A 20,754-nucleotide genomic window follows, 5' to 3' on the forward strand; every position below is an offset into this window, starting at 1 on the left:
GTGGTGAGGTGGCGGCGGGGCGGGCCGTCGCCGACAGTACGGGCTGCGGCTCGGCGGTGGTACGGGCAGGGCGCGGCTACCGCTTGTCGGCCGCGTCGACGGTGTCCCACAGATTCTCGTACCAGGGGCGCTGCGCCGCTTGCGGCCCCTTCGGTGCGGAGCCGGTGCCGGAGCCGTCCTGGACGATGTATCCGGTCTCGCCCGGCATGACGTAGTGCAGATGCCGGCGGGCCTGCTGGCGTACGTAGTCCGGGTCCTGCCAGCGGGCCTTCTGCTCGCGCAGCCGGTCCAGGGCGGCGCCGGCGTCCTGGGCCTTGCGGCGCTGGTCGGCGATGTCCGAACGCTGGGAGATGTACTGCCTTATCGGATACGCGAGGGCGACGACCAGAGAGCACATCACCAGCGCCAGCAGGGCGGCGCGGCCGGTGAGGCGGTTGCGGCGGGGCGGGCGGGCTCGGTAGACGCGGGCGGCGGCCTGCTCGCCGAGCGCCTTGAGTCGGGTCGCGGTCGAGAACCGGTCCGCGGGCACGTCGTCTCCCCTTCACTGGCTGACGCCTGACTGCTGAAGCAGGTACGTCCCCGGCAACGGTACGGGACCGTCGCCGGGGACGTACGGGGTGCTGGGCGGTTGTCTCGCCCGATTAGCCCCTGCTGCGCTGATCGGCCCGGCAGCGGGCCGTCCTGCGGTCAGCTGCCGTGACGGAACCGCGGGAAGGCGGAGCGGCCGGCGTAGACCGCGGCGTCGTCGAGGATCTCCTCGATGCGCAGCAGCTGGTTGTACTTGGCGACGCGCTCGGAGCGGGCCGGGGCACCGGTCTTGATCTGACCGCAGTTGGTGGCGACGGCGAGGTCGGCGATGGTGACGTCCTCGGTCTCACCGGAGCGGTGCGACATCATGCACTTGAAGCCGTTGCGCTGGGCCAGCTCGACGGCGTCCAGGGTCTCGGTCAGCGAGCCGATCTGGTTGACCTTCACCAGCAGCGCGTTGGCGGAGCCCTCCTCGATGCCGCGGGCGAGGCGCTCGGGGTTGGTGACGAACAGGTCGTCGCCGACGAGCTGGACCTTGGCGCCGAGCTTGTCGGTGATGACCTTCCAGCCGGCCCAGTCGTCCTCGTACAGCGGGTCCTCGATGGAGACCAGCGGGTAGGCCGCCACCAGCTCCTCGTAGTACTCGGTCATCTCGGCGGCCGAGCGGTCCTTGCCCTCGAACTGGTACTTGCCGTCCTTGTAGAACTCGGAGGCGGCGACGTCCAGCGCGAGCGCGATGTCCTGGCCGGGGGCGTAACCGGCCTGCTTGACGGCCTCGAGGATGAGGTCGAGGGCCTCGCGGTTGGAGCCCAGGTTCGGGGCGAAGCCGCCCTCGTCACCGAGGCCCGTGGACAGACCGCGCTCCTTCAGGACCTTCTTGAGGGTGTGGTAGACCTCGGCGCCCCAGCGCAGCCCCTCGGAGAAGGACTCCGCACCGATCGGGGCGATCATGAACTCCTGGATGTCCACATTGGAGTCGGCGTGCGAGCCGCCGTTCAGGATGTTCATCATCGGCACGGGCAGGACGTGCGCGTTCGGGCCACCGAGGTAGCGGAACAGCGGGAGGTCGCTGGCCTCGGAGGCGGCGTGCGCGACGGCGAGGGAGACGCCGAGGATGGCGTTGGCGCCGAGCGAGCCCTTGTTGTCGGTGGCGTCCAGGTCGAACATGGCCTGGTCGATCAGCCGCTGCTCGGTCGCGTCGTAGCCGACGAGCTCCGGGCCGATCTGCTCGATGACGGCCAGGACGGCCTTCTCCACACCCTTGCCGAGGTAGCGGTTCGGGTCGCCGTCGCGAAGCTCGATGGCCTCGAAGGCGCCGGTCGAGGCGCCGGACGGCACGGCGGCACGGCCCGTGCTGCCGTCGTCGAGGCCGACCTCGACCTCGACCGTGGGATTACCTCGCGAGTCGAGAATTTCGCGGGCTACGACGACGTCGATGGACGGCACGTTGTCTCCTTCGTGGGTGTCTGGAGTCTGCAGCACGAGCCTAACGGCCCCGGGCACGTCCGCTTGCCCTTGGCCCGCTCTGTGGGATGGAAAGACCCGGAAAGCTCCCCAAAAGCCCAGTTCACGGGATGTTTGGGCGCATTGTTCGCCGAACGGGAGAAACGCGGAACGGAACCGGTTACCGTGTGCGGCCGCTATGGGTGCGACCCGGGCGCGGCCGGGCAACGAGAAGCCCCGCCGCGGCGCGCTGGGGGGAAGGGCGCGCCGGGCGGGGCGGTCTCACCGAGGAAGGGGGCCCGCCGCTCGAGCCCGCCGGATTCCCGCTGAGGGGTGGACTCAGACGTTGAGCTTCTGGCCCGGGAAGATCAGGTTCGGGTTGCCGCCGATGACCGACTTGTTGGCCTTGTAGACGGACTTCCAGTCGGCACCGTGCGCCTTGGCGATCTTGGCGAGGGTGTCGCCCGCCTTGACGGTGTAGTTGCCGTGGCCCATGGACTTGCGCTCGGTGGAGCGCGAGGCGTGCTGCTCGGGAGCGGCCGGGGCCTTCTTGGCCTCGGTCTTGGCGGAGCCCTCGTCCTTCTGGGGCGCGGACTTGGTCTGCGCGGAGCCCGAGGTGTCGACGTCGGCGGCGGGGCCACCGGCGGTCAGGTTGCCGGCACCGGCGCAGGACCAGGCGCCCGGGCCCTGGATGGCGAGGAGCTTCTCGGCGGCGGCGATCTGCTGGGACTTGCTGGCCAGGTCGGCGCGCGCCGCGTACTGGGTGCCGCCGGCGGCGGCCCAGCTGGAGTTGGAGAACTGCAGGCCACCGTAGTAGCCGTTACCGGTGTTGATCGACCAGTTGCCGCCGGACTCGCACTGGGCGACCTTGTCCCAGGTGCCGACGGAGGCGGCGGAGGCGGAGGTGGCGCCCATCAGCGGGACGGCCACGGCAGCGCCGGCGATGCCGGCGAGGGTGGCGACGCGGACGGCCTTGGACGGACGACGGTGCTTGCCCTTGATGATCAGCATGGTTCGTTCGTTTCCTCACCGACGCCTACGAGGTGAGCTGTCGGGTTCGGGCTGTGAGAATCGCCCGGCCTCGTGCGCGTGGCGCACGTGGCTTCACCCCAAGCCGGTTGACCCGCTTTCACGGGTGGGGCCGGCACTTACCTTGGGTCCCCCGCTCCTGCCTTCGGCGCTTGCGCGTCAACTGCCTCCGATCACCGGCAGGATTCGGCGTGTGATCGAAGGGCCCGCTTTGGGCGAGCGGTCCTGACGTTAAGCAGTAATCCCCTTGGGGTTCAAACCCCACCATCTGAACCAAGTTGGCCGTTTTTGATCACGGGTGGGTCACATACCCGCAGGTGAACCCCGGTTTGCCGAGCGGGACGAACCGGGGTTCACCACGGTCAACGAGAGCCTTGTCTCACTTTCCCAAAAGCGGGCGAAGGGCGGCGAATTACCCCGCCGTGTGCCCGAGATCAAGCAGTTGGCCCGGCTTGATCAGGTCCGCGTCGGAGCCGACGACGCCCTCGTTGTGGTCGTAGAGCGCGGGCCAGCCGCCGGGCAGCCGGTGGGCCGAGGCGATGGCTGACAGCGTGTCACCCGGGCGCACGGTGTAGTCGCCGTCGCCCGCCGGGCCGGTGCGCGCCTCGTCGCCGCGTGAGGCATGCCGGCCGGAGGACCTGCCGCCGTCGTCGTCACCCTCGTCGCCCGAATCACCGCGGTGCTTGCCCTTCGCGGGCTTCTCCTGCGGCGTGCCGGTCGTGTCCGTGCGGCTGCCGTCGTCGGACGGGTCGGCGGACTGCGACGGGTCGTCGTCCCCCTTGCCCGGCGTCGCCGAGTCGGACGGCTCCGGGTCGGTGGACGCGTCGCCGGAGCCGGCGGAGTCCGGGGCATCGGGTGAGGGCGCCGGATCGGACTGCTCGTCGCCGGGCTCGTCGTGCGTGCCGGCGGAGTCCGAGCCGTCGTGCGTGCCGGACGCATCGGACGGGTCCCAGGGGTCCGAGGAGCCGTCGGCGTCCGACGGGGCGGGCGAGGGGGTGGCGGTGCTGCCCGGGTCGACCTCCGGCGCGCGCCCGTCCTTGGTCAGACCGGCGCTCACCGCGCAGCTCGACCAGTTCTCCGGGCCGCGGTGGTCGAGGATCGATTCGGCCACCGCGATCTGCTGGGAGCGGCTGGCGAGGTCGGGGCGCGAGGCGTAGGCCGCGCCGCCGTAGTCGTCCCACATCTCCTGGGTGAGCTGCAGCCCGCCGTAGTAGCCGTTGCCCGAAGCCGCGCTCCAGACGCCGCCGCTCTCACACTGGGCGACCTTGTCCCAGGTGGCGGTGTCGGCGGCGTGAGCACCGCTCGCGCCGAGCAGTGGCAGGGCAATACCGGCGCCGGTCACGCCCGCCGTGACAAAGATGGCCGGTGCTTGACGGGGGCGCCGGTGTCGGCCGTTCCCGGAACGCATGCGGATGCCTTTCGCGCGGCGGTTGAGTTGTACGACGAGCTCTTCGAGCTGCTCGACGGTTACCCGGCCGGCCGACGCGCACGAGGCACACCGTTACACCGGTCCCCCACATCACCGCTTCGGCCGATCGAGTGAAGCCCGTCGATCGTCGGTCGAAAGGTAGCCGGGGTCACGGGTAGTCACAAGTCGGTGTAGTGCAGATCACGTAAAGGTCACACGGCTGACTCTCTGTCACTTTTGACCTTGTTGCTGGTCAGGGCCGTTCGGGCGGGAACTCCACGGGCAGCGACCGCAGTCCGCGCATGATGAGCCCGCCGCGCCAGCGCAAATCGTCCGGTTCCGCGGCAAGTCGGATGTCCGGGAGCCGGGTCAGCAGTGTCGCCAGAGCGGTCTGTCCTTCGAGCCGGGCGAGCGGCGCACCCAGGCAGTAGTGGATGCCGTGCCCGTATCCCAGGTGCTGGTTGTCACGACGGGTCAGATCGAGGACATCCGGCTCGCCGAAGCGTGCCGGGTCGCGGTCGGCGGCGGCCAGCACCACCAGGACCGGGTCGCCCTTCGCGATCCGCTGCCCGCCCAGCGTCAGCTCCTGCGTCGCGAACCGCCAGGTCGCCAGCTCCACGGGGCCGTCGTAACGGAGCAGTTCCTCGAGGCCGGTGGTGAGCAGCTCGGTGTCGCCCGCCGCCATCGATTTCTGCAGCAGCTCGCGCTGGGCGGGGTGGCGCAGCAGCGCATAGATGCCGTTGCCGATGAGGTTGACGGTGGTCTCGAAACCGGCGAAGAGCAGGATGAAGGCCATCGCGGCGGCCTCGTTCTCGGTGAGGTGCTCGCCGTGGTCCGAGGCCCGGATCAGACCGGAGATCAGGTCCTCGTCCGCCTCCGCGGTGTCGCCCAGGGACTCGCGCTTGCGGTGGATCAGCTCGGCGAGATAGCCGCGCATCTTCTTCACGGACCGGGCGACACCGCCGCGCGGCCCCCCGCCGTGCCGGATCATCATGCCCGCCCAGTCACGGAAGTCGTCCTGGTCCTCGCGCGGCACCCCCAGCAGATCGCAGATCGCGTAGATGGGCAGCGGGAAGGCGAACTCATGGATCAGATCGGCCTCGCCGCGCTCCGCGAAGCCGTCGATGAGGTGGTCGGTCAGCTCCTGGACGCGCGGGGCGAAGGCGGCGACCCGGCGCGGGGTGAAGGCCTTCGAGACCAGCCGGCGCAGCCGGGTGTGGTCCGGGGGGTCGATGTTGAGCAGATGCGTCATCAGGTTCGCGCTGCGCTCACCGGGGATGCCGACCTTGCCCTTGCCGTGCGCGGCCTCGCTGTGGTGCACCGGGTTCTTGGACAGCCGGCCGTCGGCGAGCGCCTGCCGTGCCTCGGTGTAGCGGGTCACCAGCCAGGCCTCGACGCCGCTGGGCAGCTCCGTCCGGTGCACCGGCGCATGTTCCCGCAGCCAGGCGTACGCGGGGTAAGGGTCGGCGGCGAACTCCCAGGTGAACAGCGCGGGGGCGGGCGCGGCGGCGGGGCAGCCCGCGGGGGCGTCGGCGGAGGTGGCGTGGGGGTTGTCGTGCACCTTCCGACCGTAACCGGTGGGCGCACCCGGGCGCGCCCGCGCACCGGCGGGGCCCGGCGGGCGCCTGCGTTACGCCGGATCCACCCCCAGCCCCGTCAGGAACGCCACGGCCGCCGGCGACGGGCCGAGACCACTCCACACCACCCGCTCGGTGCGCTCGGGCGCCGGTCGCACCCGCACGATGTGCAGCCCGGCCAGCTCGGAGGCGATGGCCTCCGGCACCATTCCGACGCCCAGGCCCGTCCGCACCAGCTTCGCCAGGAACTCGACGGTGGTCACCTCGAACGCCACCTGCGAGGTCAGCCCCGCCGCGCGGAACGCCTCATCGCGCTGCCGGCGGGCCGCGGACCCCGCCGTGAAGTCGACAAACGTCTCCCGCGCCACCCGCGACAGTGTGGTCCACTCCCGCCCCGCCAGCGGATGCCCCGGCGGCACCACGGCGACCAGCTCACCGCGCGCCAGCTCCTTCTCCCGTACGCCGACGGTACGGGCGCCGGGCGCCAGCCCGACGAACGCGACATCCAGTACGCCCTGCCGCACCTGCTCGATGAGCTGGTCGCTCATCTCGGTCTGCAGACTGATCCGCACCTGGGGGCAGCGCGTCCGGAAGGCGCCCAGCTCACGGGCCAGGTCCACGGCCGCGACGGTGGAGATCGCGCCGACCGCGAGCCGGCCGCGCACCACGCCGGTCGCCGCCGCCACCTCGGCGCGGGCCCGCTCGGCCGCCTCCAGCGCCTGCCGGGCGACCGGAACGAAGGCCTCACCGGCGACGGTCAGCCGGACACTGCGGCTGGTCCGGTCGAAGAGCCGGGCACCGAGCTCCTTCTCCAGCCGGGCGATCTGATGGCTGAGCGCGGACTGCACCACATGACAGCGCTCGGCGGCCCGGGTGAACCCACCGGTCTCGGCGACCGCGACCACATAGCGCATCTGCTGGAGCTCCATGCCCACCGATCCTAGCCAGCATTGATCATAATTCGCGATGGATGCGATGACAATGATGTGTTGGACTCATCGATCGGACCGGCCCAGGCTGGGGGGGGACGCCCGCCGCCACGGTGGCCGTGGGCGGTGAAGGGGAGGCATGCATGGAGACCGAGCGCGGAGCGGAGCCGGCCACCGGGGGCCCGGCGGAACGGCGGCCGGGCCCGGGGCGCGGCACGCTGCTGCTGATGTCGGTCGCCGCCGGACTGTCCGTCGCCGGCAACTACTTCGCCCAGCCTCTGCTGGACGTCATCGGCCGCGATCTGCACCTCTCCCCGTCCACCGCCGCACTGGTCGTCACCGTCGCCCAGGTCGGCTACGGGCTCGGCCTGCTGCTGCTCGTCCCGCTCGGCGATCTGCTGGAGCGACGCCGGCTGGCCGTCACCCTGACCCTGGCGACCGCGGCCTTCCTCACCGTCACCGCGAGCGCGCCGAACGCCGCCCTGCTGCTGACCGGCACCGCGCTGACCGGCCTGACCTCGGTCGCCGCCCAGGTCGTGGTGCCGTACGCGGCGACCCTGGCGGCGCCCGCAGAACGCGGCCGGACCGTCGGCACCGTCATGACCGGACTGCTGCTGGGCATCCTGCTGGCCCGTACGGCCGCCGGGCTCCTGGCCGAACTCGGCGGCTGGCGCACCGTGTACTGGGTGAATGCGGGGCTGATGCTGCTGATGGCGCTGTTGCTGCGGCTCCGGCTGCCCGCGCTGCGCACCACCGCCGGGCTGCGCTATCCCGCGCTGCTGCGCTCCACGCTTGCGCTGTTCGCCCAGGAGCCGGTGCTGCGGTGGCGGGGCGCGCTGGGCGCGCTGACCTTCGCGGGCTTCAGCGTGCTGTGGACGGCGCTGGCGTTCTTGATGTCCGGGCCGGCCTACGGCTGGCAGGAGTCGGCCATCGGGCTGCTGGGGCTGGTGGGCGCGGCCGGTTCGCTGTCCGCCTCGGTGGCCGGGCGGCTGGCTGACCGGGGTCTGGCGCACCGGGTCACCGGCGCCGCGGCGTTCCTGCTGCTGGGGTCCTGGGGCCTGCTCGCGGCCGGCGGGGCGGGTGGCGGCTGGTCGCTGGCGGCGCTGCTGGCCGGGGTGATCGTGCTGGACCTGTGCGCGCAGGCGGTCCACATCAGCAATCAGAACCTGGTCTACGCGGTCCGCCCCGAGGCCCGCAACCGCCTCAACTCGGCGTATATGACCAGCTACTTCGTGGGCGGGGCGGCGGGGTCGGCGCTGACGTCGGTGGTGTGGGGCATCGGGGGCTGGGGCGGGGTGTGTGCGCTGGGTGCCGCGCTGGCGGTGGCGGTCGTGGGGCTCTGGCTCGCCGACCGGCTGCGGCGCCGTCCTGCGGCAGGCGTCCGCGGGCAGCAGGAGCCGGTGGCCGTCGCCGGGACGGCGAGCTCCGTCGCTCCTTGACGGTTCGGCGCCGCGTCCTGCGCCCCGCGTCCAAGCGCCCGAGGGCGCTCCGGCAGCAAGGCGCGTTCCCCGGCAGCCCCGGGATCACGCCGGAGCGGGTGACGCAGGCCGGAGCACCGTCACGCCGGCCTACGCGCCGCCGCAGTGTCGCCGCCGCGCTGCCGCCGTGCCGAAGGTGTCAGGAACCGGCACCGCCCTCGGCAGCCACCACCGCATCCCGGTAGGCCCGCGCCGCCGCCCGCAGCGCCGCCTCCGGGTCGATGCCGTCCGCCTCGGCCCGCATCGCCAGTGCCAGCAGCTCGTATCCGATGCCCTGTCCGGCCGGGGGCGCGACATCGAGCCCCGCCGTGCGGACGCGGGAGGAGAGCTTCGCCGCCAGCGCCAGTCCGGGCTGGGCCAGCGGTATGCCCTCGGTCACCGAATCGCGCTGCTTCTCCTCCGCCTTCGTCCGCAGCCAGTGCGCCTTGACGTCCTCCGGGGTCGTCGCGTCCTCCTCCCCGAAGACATGGGGATGGCGGTGGATCAGCTTCTCGACGATTCCGCCCGCGACATCGTCGAGGGAGAACGGCTCGTCGGGGTCGTCCTGGGCGATCCGGGCGTGGAAGACGACCTGGAGGAGGACATCGCCCAACTCCTCGCGGAGCGCCTCGCGGTCGCCCTCCTCGATGGCCTCGACCAGCTCGTACGCCTCCTCGATGCCGTACTTGGCGAGGTCGCGGTGCGTACGGATGCTGCTCCAGGGGCAGGCGGCGCGGATCTGGTCCATGACCTGGACGAGGTCGAGCAGCCGGGCGCCGGGCAGGTCGTAGGAGCCGGGCAGCAGCTCCAGGTCCGGCATGGTCTCGCGGCCGGAGCCGGCCAGCCTGGCCAGGCCGTCGGTCAGCGCGCTCTCGCCGTCCGCCGAGGTCAGGACGACGGCCGTACGGTTCCCCGGCACGCAGTGGTCGACCAGCTCGCGGGCGGCGGGGGCGGCCGTCTCCACCTCGATGCCGGCCTCCCGCAGATAGGGCAGCTGGGGGTGGTCCGGGTCGGCGCACAGCACTCGGTCCGCCCCGCGCAGGATCTGCCAGGCGGGCCAGGACAGGAGTCCGGGGGCGACCCGGTGGCTGGTGGTGAGCAGGACCAGGCGTCCGGTGCCGGTGCCCTCGGGGCGGGCTTCGGCGCCGGTGTCGGCGGCAGAGGCGTCAGCGTTCACGCCTCGAACGTAACGCACCGCACCGACAACGCCCGGCGCCGGTGGGTGAGGGCCCGGACGCCCCCTGCTCCCCGCCGGGGACGCCTCCTTACGGACCGCCCCGTACAGACCGCCCGCTCAGGCCTGCTGCCTCGCGGGCTCGCTGGTGATCCACGGGTCCTTGGTCTCGCCGAGGATGACCTGGTGGTCGTCCCACTTGCCGAACCGCGGATTGACGTCGATCCCCATGGACCGGGAGGTCTTGGCCAGCGCCTGGGCGAGCTTCTGCTGACCCTGCGGCTTGCCGCGGTCCGCACCGAGGTGCCGGGCGACGCCGTCGAGCAGCAGCTGGTTGCGGACCATGGCATCGATCTCGTCGGGGGCGACGCCCTGCTGGAGCCACATCGCCTTCAGCCGCTCGCCGCCGCCGGACTGCTTCTCGGCCTGGGCCCGCCAGCGCTGGACATCGCGGCGGCTGACCGTCACCCCGGCGTCCTTCGCGCCGCGGGCCAGCACCTCGTCGAAGATCATGCCGTTGAGGGTGGCCAGGCTCAGCCGGCCGGTGTTCATGATGAGCTGGCCGCCCTGCGGGGACTTGGCCTGGGCGGCGCGGACATCCTTCACCTTCGCCTGCAGCTGGGAGACGGTGATCCGCTTCCCGTCCACGATGGCCGCGGCCCCGGGGTGGGCGTCGCTGCCGCAGGCCGCGAGCAACGGGGCCCCCGCCAGCAGAGCGGCGGTGGCGGATACGGAGAGCGCTGTCCTACGGCGGAACACATGGCCTCCCGGCAGATCGTGCGACGGAGTCTCGACCTTGGTGGATCGATGCTATGGAGTCGGCGTGGCCCAGGCCACTGCTTCGGCCAACGATCTGGGGCGGGGTCGGTTTCTCCGCATGCGGACGGACTGCTCGGCGGCCCCGGCCAACCCGCGGTGATGCCCCGCTCACCGTGCGTCTCCTGCGGCGTTCCGTTCCGTCCGCGTCTGCGCGGATGTCGGCGCCCCGGAGTCCTTCACCGGCCACTCCCGGCTCCAAGGCCCCGCCCCTCTCAGGCCTGGACCTGCCCCAGCCAGTACAGGGTGCGGCGCAGTTCCTCCGGGAAGGGGTGGTGCGGGCCGTGCAGGCGTTCGGCGTCGTAGAGGAGCCGGGAGAGAGATTCCTGGGCGGCGCCGCGTTCGCCCTGGGCGAGGAGCAAGTGGCCTATGGAGCGGCGGATTTCGAGCGGGCGGGCGGGGTCGTCGGCGTAGTGCTCGAAGTACGGGAGCAGCGCGCGGTACTCGTCGAGGGCTTGTCCGACCTCGCCGAGCTGTTCCAGGCACTGGGCGGCCTCGTAGTGGAACTGGAGCGACTGGCGGGTCGCTCCCGCGCCGGACTCCTTCGCGAACTCCTCGGCCAGCAGCCGGAGTTCGGGCAGCGCGCGGCGGTACTGGCCGTCGTCCATGAGGGTGGCGGCGTACTGCTTGCGCAGGGTGCGGACGACCGGGGAGTTCGCTCCGTGCCGCTCGGCGGCGGCCGGCAGGATGCCGCCGAGGATGTCCACGGCGTGGGTGATCCGGCCCTGGTCGAGCAGGTTCTTGACCTCGTCGACGGCGGCCGCGACGTCCGGGCCGCCGGAGGCGGAGGTGCGCGGGTCGGCGGCGGAGGTCCAGGCACCGGGCCGGGAGGTGCGGGCCGCGGGGACGGCGGAGGCGCGGGGGTCGGCGGCCGGGCGGCCGGGCCCGGTGGCCGCGGGGACGGCACCCGGACGGAGTGCGGCCTCCGGAACGAGCGGCGTGGACAGCGCGGTGGGAGTCGGGGCCGGCGCCGGGGCCCCTTGGGAGCGCACCGGCCAGGGGGCCTGCGGCTGCCGGAAGGGGCGGGTGGGGTCCATCGGGGCGAGCGGGACGGGCGGGGACTGTGCGGCCTGCGGCCCCGTGGTGGCGGCGGGCAGCAGCGGGGCCAGCGCCTGGTAGACCTCCTGGGCGTCGGCGGGGCGGGCCTGCGGGTCCTTGTGCAGCAGGTGGAGGACCAGCGCTTCGAGGGCCTCGGGGACGTCGGGGCGCAGTCGGCGCACCGGGACCGGTTCCTCGTGCAGATGGCGGTGGAGCACGCCCAGGGCCGTCGAGCCGGCGAACGGGACCTCGCCGCTGAGGAGTTCGTGCAGCAGGATTCCGAGGGCGTAGAGGTCGGTGTGCGGGCCGACGGTGCCGCCCATCGCCTGCTCGGGCGCCATGTAGGCCGGGCTGCCGATGGGGGAGCCGGTGTGCGTGAGGCGGGTGGTGTCGGTGTCCAGCGCGGAGGCGATACCGAGGTCGAGGACGACCACGGAGCCGTCCGGCCGGATCATGACATTGCGGGGCTTGAGGTCGCGGTGCACGATCGGCACCGCGTGCACGGAGGCCAGCACGGCGCACAGCTGGGCGGCGACGCTGACGGCCCAGGGCCACGGGTAGGGATCGTGCTCGGCCAGGTGGTCGGAGAGGTCGGCGCCCTCGACGTACTGCATCACCAGATACAGGTCCTCGTCGTCGCTGCCGGCGTCGTGGACGGTGACCAGCCCGGGGTGGTCGACCTGCGCGGTGACCCGGCATTCGCGAACGAAGCGGCGGCGCATCTCCTCGCCGTCCGGGGTGCCCGCCACCCGGTCGGGGCGCAGCAGCTTGACGCCGACCCGGCGGTCCAGACGGCGGTCGTAGCCGATCCAGACCTGGCCCATACCGCCCTGGCCCAGCAGCGCGGAGAGTGCATAACGCTCACCGATGACCCGGCCGTTCACCGCCCCTCCTCCTTGCGGAGGTAGTCACTGAGCTCATCGAGCTCGGCCCGCACCCGGTCGATGCGCTGCGGCTGCGGCCGCTCCTGGGGCGGGGTGGGCCGGTACGGCGCCGGGGCGGGTTGGCCCGGCGCCGGCTGCGGGGGCAGCCGGGTCTCGGTCACGGCGTACGGGTTAGGTTCCGGCGAACCGTAGGGGGTGGGGTCCTGCGGCCCGGACGGGTGGGTCTCCTGGGCGTACAGCGGGAGCCGCGCGGGCGGCTGCGGCGGGCCGTAGGAGTGCGGTGCGGCACCCGGACCGGACGCCGGGGCGGACCCGTAGGCGGGCCCGAACCCCGGGCCGGGCACCGGAGCGGGCAGTGGTCCGTTCGGCTGCCCGGCCGCCCGTACCGCGCCGATGTCGACGAAGAGGTAGTACGCCACGGTGCCCGCCAACTGCAACAACAGCACCGCCACCGCGACATCCGTGCGCCAGTCGGTCTCGGGGTAGCCCTCCGACCACAGGCTCGTGCCGATGACCAGGGCCAGATCGCCGGCGAAGAGCCACCACCCCAGCGGCTTGCGCTGCACGATCGCGGCCCGCAGCAGCGCGGCCCAGGCCAGGAAGCCCAGGCTGAGAACGGTGCCGGCCACGAAGAGCACCCGCAGCAGGATGATCGTCCCCTGCGCCGGGGGGCGGTGCGGCGGGTGGGCGGGGACGGGGCCGTGCATTGCTGCTCCTGACGGATCGTTCGTGGCGGGCGGGGCGTGCCGTAGCGGCCGGTGGGGTGGCACCGCCCCCTCGCGCGGGCGGGCGCGGCTGCGCGGGCGTGCCTGCGAGCGTATATACGACGCCGACCGCGCGTGCGGGGTTGTACGGAATGACCGGCCCGATGTGCCGGCTCCCGTACGCCGCCGCCCCTTCCAGCCCGGTCGGTCCGGTGGACCCGGTCGGTCCCGTCAGCCCGATCGGTCCGCTCAGTCCGGGGCCACCGAGCCGTCCGTGAGCCCGTCGTACAGACCCCGCACCAGTTGTTCGCCGAGCCGGGACGCCAGCCGCAAGGCCTCTTCGAAGGCGGCCAGTTCACCGAACCGCTGCCCGTAGCGGCGCTGCTCGGCGAGCGGCAGCCGGGGCAGCTGGAGGCGGCGGACGTCGAGCCGGGTGGCGGTGGAGGCGTAGCTGCTGGCCTGCCGGTTGTTGGCGGTGCCGCGCAGGAAGCCGGCGAGGAACCAGGGATCGACGGCGGCCGGGTCGGGCCGCAGCAGGGTGAGGTTGCGGCCGAGGGCGGCACCGGCGGTGGCCTCGTCGACGACCCGGGCGATGGCACCGCCGCCGAGGACCGGGACGACGACATCGCCCGCGCGGACCAGGACCGGTTCCTCGGCGGGCCCGGAGGCGGGCGCTTCGGGGAGGGTGCCGGAGGGGGCGCCGCCGCCGATGACGTCATGGTCGGTGAGGACCGCGGGCCCTCCCCCGACCTCTCGCGTTCCGGCGCCGCCGGCGCGCAGTACCAGGGCGCCGGCCCGGGCGAGTTCGCCGACGGTGGTCAGCGGCCAGCGGGAGGCGGCGGCGAGGTCCGGGAGGGTGTCGCCGGCCGTGGGCCGCGGGGTGAGTTCGGTGGTGCGGGCGAGGGTGGCGGTCAGCCGGTCGCGCACCCGGACGAGTTCGGCGGGACCGCCGGCCGCTGCGGGCGGCGGGAGGTGCCGGGCCGGGGCGAGGTCGACATCGTCGTCGAGGAGGTCGATGGCGGCCAGTGACCGCCGTACACCGGGCACTTCCTCGATGCCGCCGTCGCGGTCGAAGGCCCGCCAGGCGTCGAGGGCGGTGGCGCGGACGGTCCCCCAGTCGGGCTTGTCGCGGCCCGTGGCCGCGCCGGTGACAGCACCGACGGCGAGGTCGGCGGTGTCGACGACGAGGAGGTGCGGGGTGGGCGGCGGACCGCCGCCGGGCTTGCGCAGCACCCACAGGTGCAGCGGGATGCCGTTGGGCGGGGCGGCGCCGGCCGGCAGCGCGATGACGGCGCGCAGCGCGCCGCGGCGCAGCAGGTCGGCGCGGATCCGGCGGCCGGAGCGGCGGGAGGCGGCGGCGGGCGGCATCAGGAGGACGGCGGTGCCGCCTTCGCGGAGCCGGGCCAGCGCGTGCTGGACCCAGGCCAGTTCGGACTCCGTACGGGCCGGGAAGCCGTACTCCCAGCGGGGGTCGTAGGCCAGTTCGTCGTGGCCCCAGTTGCGTTCGTTGAACGGCGGGTGGACCAGGACGGCGTCGGCGGCGAGCTCCGGGAAGGCGTCGGCGCGCAGGGTGTCGGCGGCGCGTACCCGGACCTGGGCGTCGGGGGCGCCCAGGGCGAGGCGGAGCGCGGTGAACGCGGCGAGGTCGGGGTCGGCCTCCTGGGCGTGCAGGGTGACGGCGGCGCCGGAAGGGTCCGTGGCGTCCTGCCCGGCCCGCTCCTGGGCGGCGGCCAGCAGGGCGCCGGCGCCGCAGGCCGGGTCGAGGACGGTGTGCAACGGGTCGGCCAGGGCGGCCAGTTCGGCCATCAGCGCAGCCGGCGCCGGCGGGGTCAGGGTGTACTGCCGGGGGTTGGCGTCCAGGTGGCGGCCGAGCAGGAACGCGTACGCCTCGGGGGCGCCGTCCTGGGCTGCGAGGTCGCCGGCGGCCCGTACCAGTGCGGCGGACGGAGCGAGGGCCTCACGGGTCAGCCCGCGTACGGGGTGCTCGGGGCCGAGCCGGGCGGCAAGGACGGAGTCGAGGATCGCGGGCAGTACGCCGGTCAGCTCGGCGTCGTCGGCGGCGGCGCGCAACTGCCGCCAGGCCGAGGGCCGTTCGCTGACCAGCAGCAGCACGGCGCCGGCCTGCCGCAGCGCGGCCGGGGCGCCCGCCGGGTGCCCTACCAGCTGCTGCCAGACCCGCTCGCGCAGCGGCACCTCGGCGAGTTTTCCCTGGTCGCGCAGCCATTGCTCGATGTCGCCGAGGGCGAAGGCGGGGCTGGTCTCGGTGCCGCCGACCGGCTTGGGGAAGTCCGCGTGCCGGCGCCGCCAGTTGCTGACCGCGGCGCGGCCGACGCCGGCGAGCCGGGCGATACCGGCGGCGGTCACCTCGGTCGGGCGGCTCCCCACCGCCGCCTCCGTCGCCCTGGTGTCCGTCGCATTGTCCGGCGATGCACTGTCCGGCACCTGGCTGACTCCCATCCGGTGACCCCCGACCTCCGTGAACCCCCGACCACTGTGTCGACAAGCATACCCACGCACGATCAATACCCCCCTTCACATCGTGAACTCTCCAAGTTCATCCACTCATGTTGACTCGGTTCACAGGCTCTGTTGTTATTGACCCATCGCTTCGGCGGAAATCGATCCGAGTGCCCGGAAGGGGCCCCTTCGCATGTCTCAGCAGATGCACTACCAGCCCGCCCCGCAGGGGCCCACCGGCGCTCACGCCCCCCAGGCGGCCCGCAACGGCCTCGGCGTCGCCGCCCTGATCCTCGGCATCATCGGCGCGCTCAGCGGCATCCCGATGATCCTGTTCTGGCTGGCCGGACCGCTCGGCATCCTCGCCCTGATCTTCGGCCTGGTGGGCCTCAGCCGCGCCAAGAAGGGCCAGGCCACGAACAAGGGCGTGGCGGTGACCGGCACGATCCTGGGCGCGGTCGCGCTCATCCTGTCGGTCGTCGGCGTCATCGTCACCGTGGTGGCGGTCAACAAGGCCGTCGACGAGGTGCACAAGCAGGTGGAAGAGAGCTCCGGCCAGCCGAAGAACGGCTCGGGCGAGAGCGCCAAGGAGCTCACCCCGGGCTCCACGGCGAAGTACAACAACGGCGTCGAGGTGACCGTCTCGAAGCCGAGCCCGTACACCGTCGACCCGAACACCGTCGTGAGCGGCCACACCGACGGCAACAAGGCGTACAAGCTCACCGTCACGATCAAGAACGCCGGCAGCAAGGTGTTCGACAAGCCGCTCGTCCAGACCAAGGCCCGGGTCAACGGCAAGAAGGCCGAGGAGGTCGACGACGACAAGCACGGCATCCTCCACCACGACTTCGGCGACTCGATCAACCCCGGCGCCACCGCCGACGTGGAGATGGTCTTCGACGCGCCGCCGACCGCCAAGGAGCTCGACGTCGAGGTCACGCCGGACCTCCTGCTCGACTCCGTGCACTGGAAGCTGGCCCTCTGAGCCTGCGGCTCCCCTCCTCGCTCCACAGCCCCCGGCCCCGCCCCCCCGCCCCCCCCGCCCCGGGGCGCGGCCCCCCCCCCCCCCCGCCCCGCCCCGCCCCCCCCCCCGCCCCCCCCCCCCACGGCCGTCCCGCCCCGGGGAACGGACGGCCCCGCAGCGACGTCTGAATCACTGCCGTACCACTGCCGTCCCGGCCACCCGCGACGCAGCGGCCACCGGACCGACCGGCTGGAAGTTTCGCGTATCTTTTCGGCAGTTGAGAGTGAGGACCCGCATGGAGACGGCCGCAGCGACGGCCGGTGCCGCCGGACGGAGTCCGGGGGAAGCCGGCGGCACCGTGCCACCGCCCCGGGCCGCCGACCCGGCCGGCCCCGGGACCGCCACCAACGGCGCACCGCCCAGCGGCCCCGGGCGCCTGCGGCGCGGCGCCCGCCGCTTGCGCGACCGGACGGCTCCACTGCGCGTCCCCCGCCTCGACCCCTACTGGACGGCGGGGTTCTTCTTCGTCGCCTTCGCGCTGCTGTCCGTCCTGCGCTTTTGCACGCTGTCCACGTCCTCCTGGGACCTGGGCATCTTCGAGCAGGCCATACGGGGCTACGCCCACTTCCGGGCCCCGATCGTCGACCTCAAGGGCCCCGGCACCAACATCCTCGGCGACCACTTCAGTCCCGTACTGATCGTGCTCGCCCCCTTCTACCGGCTGTTCCCCTCCCCCCTGACCCTGCTGATCGCGCAGGCCGCGCTCTTCGCGCTGTCCGCGATACCGGTCACCCGCGCCGCCGCCCGTTCGCTGGGCCGTGTCCCGGGCCTGGCCCTCGGCATCGCCTACGGCACGTCCTGGGGTGTGCAGAAGGCCGTCGACTTCGACTTCCACGAGATCGCCTTTGCGCTGCCGCTGATCGCCTTCGCCCTCGAAGCGGTCCTGCGCGGACGGTGGACGGCGGTGGTGTGCTGGGCCGCGCCCCTGGTGCTGGTCAAGGAGGACCTCGGGGTGACCGCGGCCGTCATCGGTGCGCTCGCCCTGATACGCACCCGGCGGGCCAGTCCGCTGGCCATCGGCCTGGTCGCCTTCGGCATCACCGCCACCGCCGTCACCCTCGGCGTGCTCATACCGGGTTTCAACGGCTCCGGCTCGTACGACTACTGGAGCAAGTTCGGCGCCGACGGCGGCGGCCTCACCATCCCGCTCGACACAGCCGTGCGCACCACCCTCTGGGTCCTGCTGCCCACCACCGGCCTGCTCGCGCTGCGTTCCCCTCTTCTGCTGGTCGCGCTGCCCACTCTGGGCTGGCGTTTTCTGTCCCACGAGCCCCACTACTGGGGCATCGACTGGCACTACAACGCCGTCCTGATGCCGGTGGTCTTCCTCGCCCTGATCGACGCCCTGCCCCGGGCCCGGGTCTCCGCCCGCCCTTGGCTGCGCTCGTACGCCCACCATCTGCCGGCCGCCGTGGTGGCCGTGGCCCTCGCGCTGACGACCACGCTTCCGCTGGCCCGCCTCACCGAGGCCGCCACGTACCGCATACCGCCGGACGTCACCGCCGCCGAGCAGTTGCTCGACCGCATACCCGACGGTGCGAGCGTCGAGTCCGACATCCGGCCGCTGAGCCGCCTCACCAGCCGCACCCGGGTCTACTGGACCGGCGACACCGACGGTCTGTCGCCCGACTACGTCGCCGTGCAGCTACGCGACAACCACACCCCGCGGCAGGCGCTGGCGGACGCCACCGCCCGCCACCCCAAGTCCACCTACGTCGTCCTCGGCGGCGCCGCGGACCTCGTCGTACTTCACCGGACCTCCGCCCACTGACCACCTGCGGTCCGTCCGGGCTCCCGGCCCGAAGTGCCGTACCGCCGAGGGTGCGTTCGACCGTGACCGTGGTCACTTCCCAGGTGTGATCTTTCGCAGCAGACTGGCCGTATGTGGACGCAGACAGCCGTGGCGGCCGGAGTGCTCGCCCTGTTGACCGTGGTACCCGGGCCGGACATGGCCGTGGTCACCAAGCGCGCGATCGCCTCCGGCAGGGCGGAGGCCCTGCGCACCGCTGCCGGAATCACCACCGGGCTCCTCGTGTGGGGCGTGTTCACCGTCGTCGGCCTTGCGGCGATCCTCGCGGCCTCGGCGCAGGCGTACTTCGTCGTCAAGATCCTGGGCGCCGCGTACCTGGTCCTCCTCGGTCTGCAGGCCCTCTGGCAGAGCCGCCGCTCCGCGCCGCGGACCGCCGCGTTGACGGCCACCGGCCCGGGGCGCGCCTACCTGACGGGCCTGACCACCAACGTCCTCAACCCGAAGATCGCCGTCTTCTACACCGGTCTGCTGCCGACCCTGACCCCGCACGGACTGCCCACGGCGGCCGGCATGGGCCTGCTGGTTCTGCTGCACGCGATGCTGACCCTGACCTGGCTCGGGGCTTATGCCTACCTCGTCTCCAGGGCGCGCTCGTTCTTCGAACGGCCGCGCGTCCGGCGTCTGCTGGACCGCGTGACGGGTGGGGTGCTCATCGGCTTCGGGGTGCGGGTGGCCGCGGAAGCCAACTGACCACCAACTCGCGGAAGGGACGGACATGGGCACGGTGCTCGGCACGATCGAGCGGATCTGGCGGTACCCCATCAAGTCCACCGGCGGTGAGCTGTTGGACGAGGCCGCCGTGGATGCCCGGGGCCTCGTCGGCGACCGGCTCTACGCGGTGCGGGACGCCGAGGGCAAGTTCGGCTCGGGCAAGAACACGCGCCGGTTCCGGCGCATGCCGGGACTGTTGCAACTGCAGTCCCGATACCCCGGGGGAGCGGCCACGGAGGCGCCCGAGCTGCTGACGCCGGACGGCGAGCCGGTAGCGGACCCGACCTCCTATATGCGGCACTACCTGGACCGGAACGACGTCGAAGTGGCCCGCGAGGGCGCGGTCTCGCACTTCGACCAGCTCCCCCTCAGCGTCTTGACCACCGCCACCGTCGACTGGGTCCGCGCGGCCGTTCCCGGCGTGCCGGTCGACGAGCGCCGGTTCCGGCCGAACCTGCTGGTGCGGACACCGCCGGGCACCCCTCCGTTCGTGGAGGACAAGTGGTTCGGCAGCACCGCCCGGATCGGCGGCGCCCTGTGCCTCCGGTTCGAGCGCTCCAGCGAGCGATGTGTGATGACCAACGAGGCCCAGCAGGACCTGCCGCACTCCGCGCTGATTCTGCGAGTCATTGCCCAGGCACACGACATGCGGCTGGACGCCCTGGCCACGGTCGCACAGCCGGGACGTGTACGACTCGGGGACACCGTCGAACTGGCCTGAAGCACCCTCCCCGGCACGCGCCGCTGGGCCCGCTGCGCGTGGTGCGCGTGGTGCGCGGCGGGCCCAGCCTCATGCCGGATGCCGGATGCCGGGAGTTCCCGGCAGACAGCGGATCCGTCGGACAGCGGATCCATCAAGCCGCGGATCCGTCAGGCCGCTGATGTGTCACGCAGCAGACGCCGCGTCATGGGATGACGAGTCGGCCGCAAGGCTCCACCGGCAGCTCGGTGACGGGCACAACTGATGGTGGTGGAGTACGGAGACCATGGCGGCCTGCAGCCGGGAGCTCTTGCCTATCTTGATCAGGATGCGCGAGATATGTGCCTTGACCGTCCGCTCGGAGATCTTCAGCCGCCGGGACAGTTGGCCGTTGGTCGGCCCGCCGCCCAGGAGCAGGAGCACCTGCTTCTCCCGCTCGGTCAACTGGCTGAGATCCACCGGGCCTTCGAGCGGGCCGTCGTCCGACCCCTGGTACGGACAGGGCATACCGTCCCGTGCACGCAAAGACGTCTTCATTGTTTTCCCCCTGGTCCGGGCCCGGCAAGGTGGAACACCGCCAGATCGGGCCCTGATTGCGCGTCAGTGGTCCGGCACGGTCCCCCGGTCCGGGTACCGGCCCCAACCCACTGCCGCTGCCGCTGCCGAACGCCTGAGTGCCGTCACACCCAGGCCCTCCTCGGTAGGAGCACCTCCTCCCTCCCGCATGGCGCCGGAAGCAGGATCTCGAACGGTGCATCGGCTCCCCGGCGCCCCGCGCCGGCCTGCCCGTACCCGTCCGCCTTCCCCAGCCCCCGTCGACACCACCGTCACATCCGCCGAAGCGACCCGCATGAGTACCCGTACCTACTTCGCAAACCCCATCACGACCTCAGCACACACCAGTTGACCTGCGATGACGAATGGTTTGGCGGGGCATTATTCGCCGACGGTGCAGGAAGGTGACGCATACTCAGAAACTGCCGGACATCAGCGGAAGAATCGACGGAAACCCGAGGAGCGCCGCCCCCGCTACCGCGCGGGGGGCGGCGCTCGGCTTCCGTGTGA

General features: G+C 72.7%; 17 protein-coding genes and 1 riboswitch. Of the genes, 5 read left to right on the forward strand and 12 right to left on the reverse strand.

Features of this window, described 5'->3' with window-relative positions; translation table 11 throughout:
• Positions 1 to 76: 76 nt before the first annotated feature.
• The 6 genes from ACGFWI_RS25350 to ACGFWI_RS25375 form a co-directional block, all read right to left on the reverse strand.
• On the reverse strand, positions 77 to 529 hold the full coding sequence (locus tag ACGFWI_RS25350) for a septum formation initiator family protein (RefSeq protein WP_393908310.1): 453 nt from the start codon (positions 527 to 529) through the stop codon (positions 77 to 79).
• Positions 530 to 687: 158 nt separating this feature from the next.
• The gene (gene eno / locus ACGFWI_RS25355) at positions 688 to 1,974 is read right to left on the reverse strand and encodes a phosphopyruvate hydratase (protein ID WP_393908311.1); all 1,287 of its coding nucleotides are present in this window, start codon (positions 1,972 to 1,974) and stop codon (positions 688 to 690) included.
• A gap of 336 nt (positions 1,975 to 2,310) precedes the next feature.
• On the reverse strand, positions 2,311 to 2,982 hold the full coding sequence (locus ACGFWI_RS25360) for a transglycosylase family protein (RefSeq protein WP_393908312.1): 672 nt from the start codon (positions 2,980 to 2,982) through the stop codon (positions 2,311 to 2,313).
• Positions 2,983 to 2,989: 7 nt separating this feature from the next.
• Positions 2,990 to 3,202, reverse strand: a riboswitch (cyclic di-AMP (ydaO/yuaA leader).
• 210 nt (positions 3,203 to 3,412) lie between these two features.
• On the reverse strand, positions 3,413 to 4,408 hold the full coding sequence (locus tag ACGFWI_RS25365) for a transglycosylase family protein (RefSeq protein ID WP_393908313.1): 996 nt from the start codon (positions 4,406 to 4,408) through the stop codon (positions 3,413 to 3,415).
• Between the two features lie 253 nt (positions 4,409 to 4,661).
• Positions 4,662 to 5,969, reverse strand: a complete 1,308-nt coding sequence (locus ACGFWI_RS25370) for a cytochrome P450 (protein WP_393908314.1) — start codon at positions 5,967 to 5,969, stop codon at positions 4,662 to 4,664.
• A gap of 69 nt (positions 5,970 to 6,038) precedes the next feature.
• Entirely contained in the window at positions 6,039 to 6,914 is an 876-nt protein-coding gene (locus ACGFWI_RS25375) for a LysR family transcriptional regulator (RefSeq protein ID WP_393908315.1), read from the reverse strand.
• Positions 6,915 to 7,057: 143 nt separating this feature from the next.
• Between ACGFWI_RS25375 and ACGFWI_RS25380 the strand changes: the two genes are divergently transcribed.
• Positions 7,058 to 8,353: an MFS transporter gene (locus tag ACGFWI_RS25380; RefSeq protein WP_393908316.1), complete on the forward strand. Its 1,296-nt coding sequence runs from the start codon at positions 7,058 to 7,060 to the stop codon at positions 8,351 to 8,353.
• Between the two features lie 178 nt (positions 8,354 to 8,531).
• Here ACGFWI_RS25380 and ACGFWI_RS25385 read toward each other — a convergent pair whose 3' ends face one another.
• The 5 genes from ACGFWI_RS25385 to ACGFWI_RS25405 form a co-directional block, all read right to left on the reverse strand.
• Positions 8,532 to 9,548 carry a nucleoside triphosphate pyrophosphohydrolase gene (locus tag ACGFWI_RS25385; RefSeq protein WP_393908317.1) on the reverse strand — a complete coding sequence of 339 codons (1,017 nt, stop codon included), beginning with the start codon at positions 9,546 to 9,548 and terminating at the stop codon, positions 8,532 to 8,534.
• Between the two features lie 117 nt (positions 9,549 to 9,665).
• On the reverse strand, positions 9,666 to 10,304 hold the full coding sequence (locus ACGFWI_RS25390; protein ID WP_393908318.1) for a SurA N-terminal domain-containing protein: 639 nt from the start codon (positions 10,302 to 10,304) through the stop codon (positions 9,666 to 9,668).
• 272 nt (positions 10,305 to 10,576) lie between these two features.
• Positions 10,577 to 12,283: a protein kinase gene (locus tag ACGFWI_RS25395; RefSeq protein ID WP_393908319.1), complete on the reverse strand. Its 1,707-nt coding sequence runs from the start codon at positions 12,281 to 12,283 to the stop codon at positions 10,577 to 10,579.
• Positions 12,280 to 12,990, reverse strand: coding sequence for a hypothetical protein (locus tag ACGFWI_RS25400; protein ID WP_393908320.1), 711 nt, complete (start codon positions 12,988 to 12,990; stop codon positions 12,280 to 12,282). The genes ACGFWI_RS25395 and ACGFWI_RS25400 overlap by 4 nt, the downstream gene beginning before the upstream one ends.
• 246 nt (positions 12,991 to 13,236) lie before the next feature.
• Positions 13,237 to 15,372, reverse strand: a complete 2,136-nt coding sequence (locus ACGFWI_RS25405) for an N-6 DNA methylase (RefSeq protein ID WP_393908338.1) — start codon at positions 15,370 to 15,372, stop codon at positions 13,237 to 13,239.
• Between the two features lie 265 nt (positions 15,373 to 15,637).
• On the opposite strand from ACGFWI_RS25405, the gene ACGFWI_RS25410 reads away from it, so the two are divergent.
• The 4 genes from ACGFWI_RS25410 to ACGFWI_RS25425 all read left to right on the forward strand — a co-directional run bounded on the left by ACGFWI_RS25410 (position 15,638) and on the right by ACGFWI_RS25425 (position 19,710).
• Positions 15,638 to 16,429 (forward strand): DUF4190 domain-containing protein, encoded by a 792-nt coding sequence (locus ACGFWI_RS25410; protein WP_393908321.1) that lies wholly within the window; start codon positions 15,638 to 15,640, stop codon positions 16,427 to 16,429.
• Positions 16,430 to 16,703: 274 nt separating this feature from the next.
• On the forward strand, positions 16,704 to 18,239 hold the full coding sequence (locus ACGFWI_RS25415) for a DUF2079 domain-containing protein (protein WP_393908322.1): 1,536 nt from the start codon (positions 16,704 to 16,706) through the stop codon (positions 18,237 to 18,239).
• Positions 18,240 to 18,350: 111 nt separating this feature from the next.
• Positions 18,351 to 18,968, forward strand: coding sequence for a LysE family translocator (locus ACGFWI_RS25420; RefSeq protein WP_393908323.1), 618 nt, complete (start codon positions 18,351 to 18,353; stop codon positions 18,966 to 18,968).
• Positions 18,969 to 18,993: 25 nt separating this feature from the next.
• Complete coding sequence (locus tag ACGFWI_RS25425; RefSeq protein ID WP_393908324.1) at positions 18,994 to 19,710, forward strand: MOSC domain-containing protein; 717 nt, start codon at positions 18,994 to 18,996, stop codon at positions 19,708 to 19,710.
• Positions 19,711 to 19,875: 165 nt separating this feature from the next.
• On the opposite strand, the gene ACGFWI_RS25430 is transcribed toward ACGFWI_RS25425, so the two are convergent.
• A complete protein-coding gene (locus ACGFWI_RS25430) occupies positions 19,876 to 20,226 on the reverse strand; it encodes a helix-turn-helix transcriptional regulator (protein WP_393908325.1) in 351 nt (116 codons plus the stop codon).
• Between the last annotated feature and the right edge of the window lie 528 nt (positions 20,227 to 20,754).

Source organism: Streptomyces sp. NPDC048434 (assembly GCF_043200375.1).
Taxonomy (GTDB): Bacteria; Actinomycetota; Actinomycetes; order Streptomycetales; family Streptomycetaceae; genus Streptomyces.

Bases quoted from the DNA above. Each gene is read 5' to 3' on its own strand.
- ACGFWI_RS25380 (WP_393908316.1), top strand. From the start codon at position 7,058: ATGGAGACCGAGCGCGGAGCGGAGCCGGCCACCGGGGGCCCGGCGGAA.
- ACGFWI_RS25400 (WP_393908320.1), bottom strand. From the start codon at position 12,990: ATGCACGGCCCCGTCCCCGCCCACCCGCCGCACCGCCCCCCGGCGCAG.
- ACGFWI_RS25430 (WP_393908325.1), bottom strand. From the start codon at position 20,226: ATGAAGACGTCTTTGCGTGCACGGGACGGTATGCCCTGTCCGTACCAG.
- ACGFWI_RS25375 (WP_393908315.1), bottom strand. From the start codon at position 6,914: ATGGAGCTCCAGCAGATGCGCTATGTGGTCGCGGTCGCCGAGACCGGT.
- ACGFWI_RS25410 (WP_393908321.1), top strand. From the start codon at position 15,638: ATGTCTCAGCAGATGCACTACCAGCCCGCCCCGCAGGGGCCCACCGGC.
- ACGFWI_RS25360 (WP_393908312.1), bottom strand. From the start codon at position 2,982: ATGCTGATCATCAAGGGCAAGCACCGTCGTCCGTCCAAGGCCGTCCGC.
- ACGFWI_RS25425 (WP_393908324.1), top strand. From the start codon at position 18,994: ATGGGCACGGTGCTCGGCACGATCGAGCGGATCTGGCGGTACCCCATC.
- ACGFWI_RS25415 (WP_393908322.1), top strand. From the start codon at position 16,704: ATGGAGACGGCCGCAGCGACGGCCGGTGCCGCCGGACGGAGTCCGGGG.
- ACGFWI_RS25420 (WP_393908323.1), top strand. From the start codon at position 18,351: ATGTGGACGCAGACAGCCGTGGCGGCCGGAGTGCTCGCCCTGTTGACC.
- ACGFWI_RS25365 (WP_393908313.1), bottom strand. From the start codon at position 4,408: ATGCGTTCCGGGAACGGCCGACACCGGCGCCCCCGTCAAGCACCGGCC.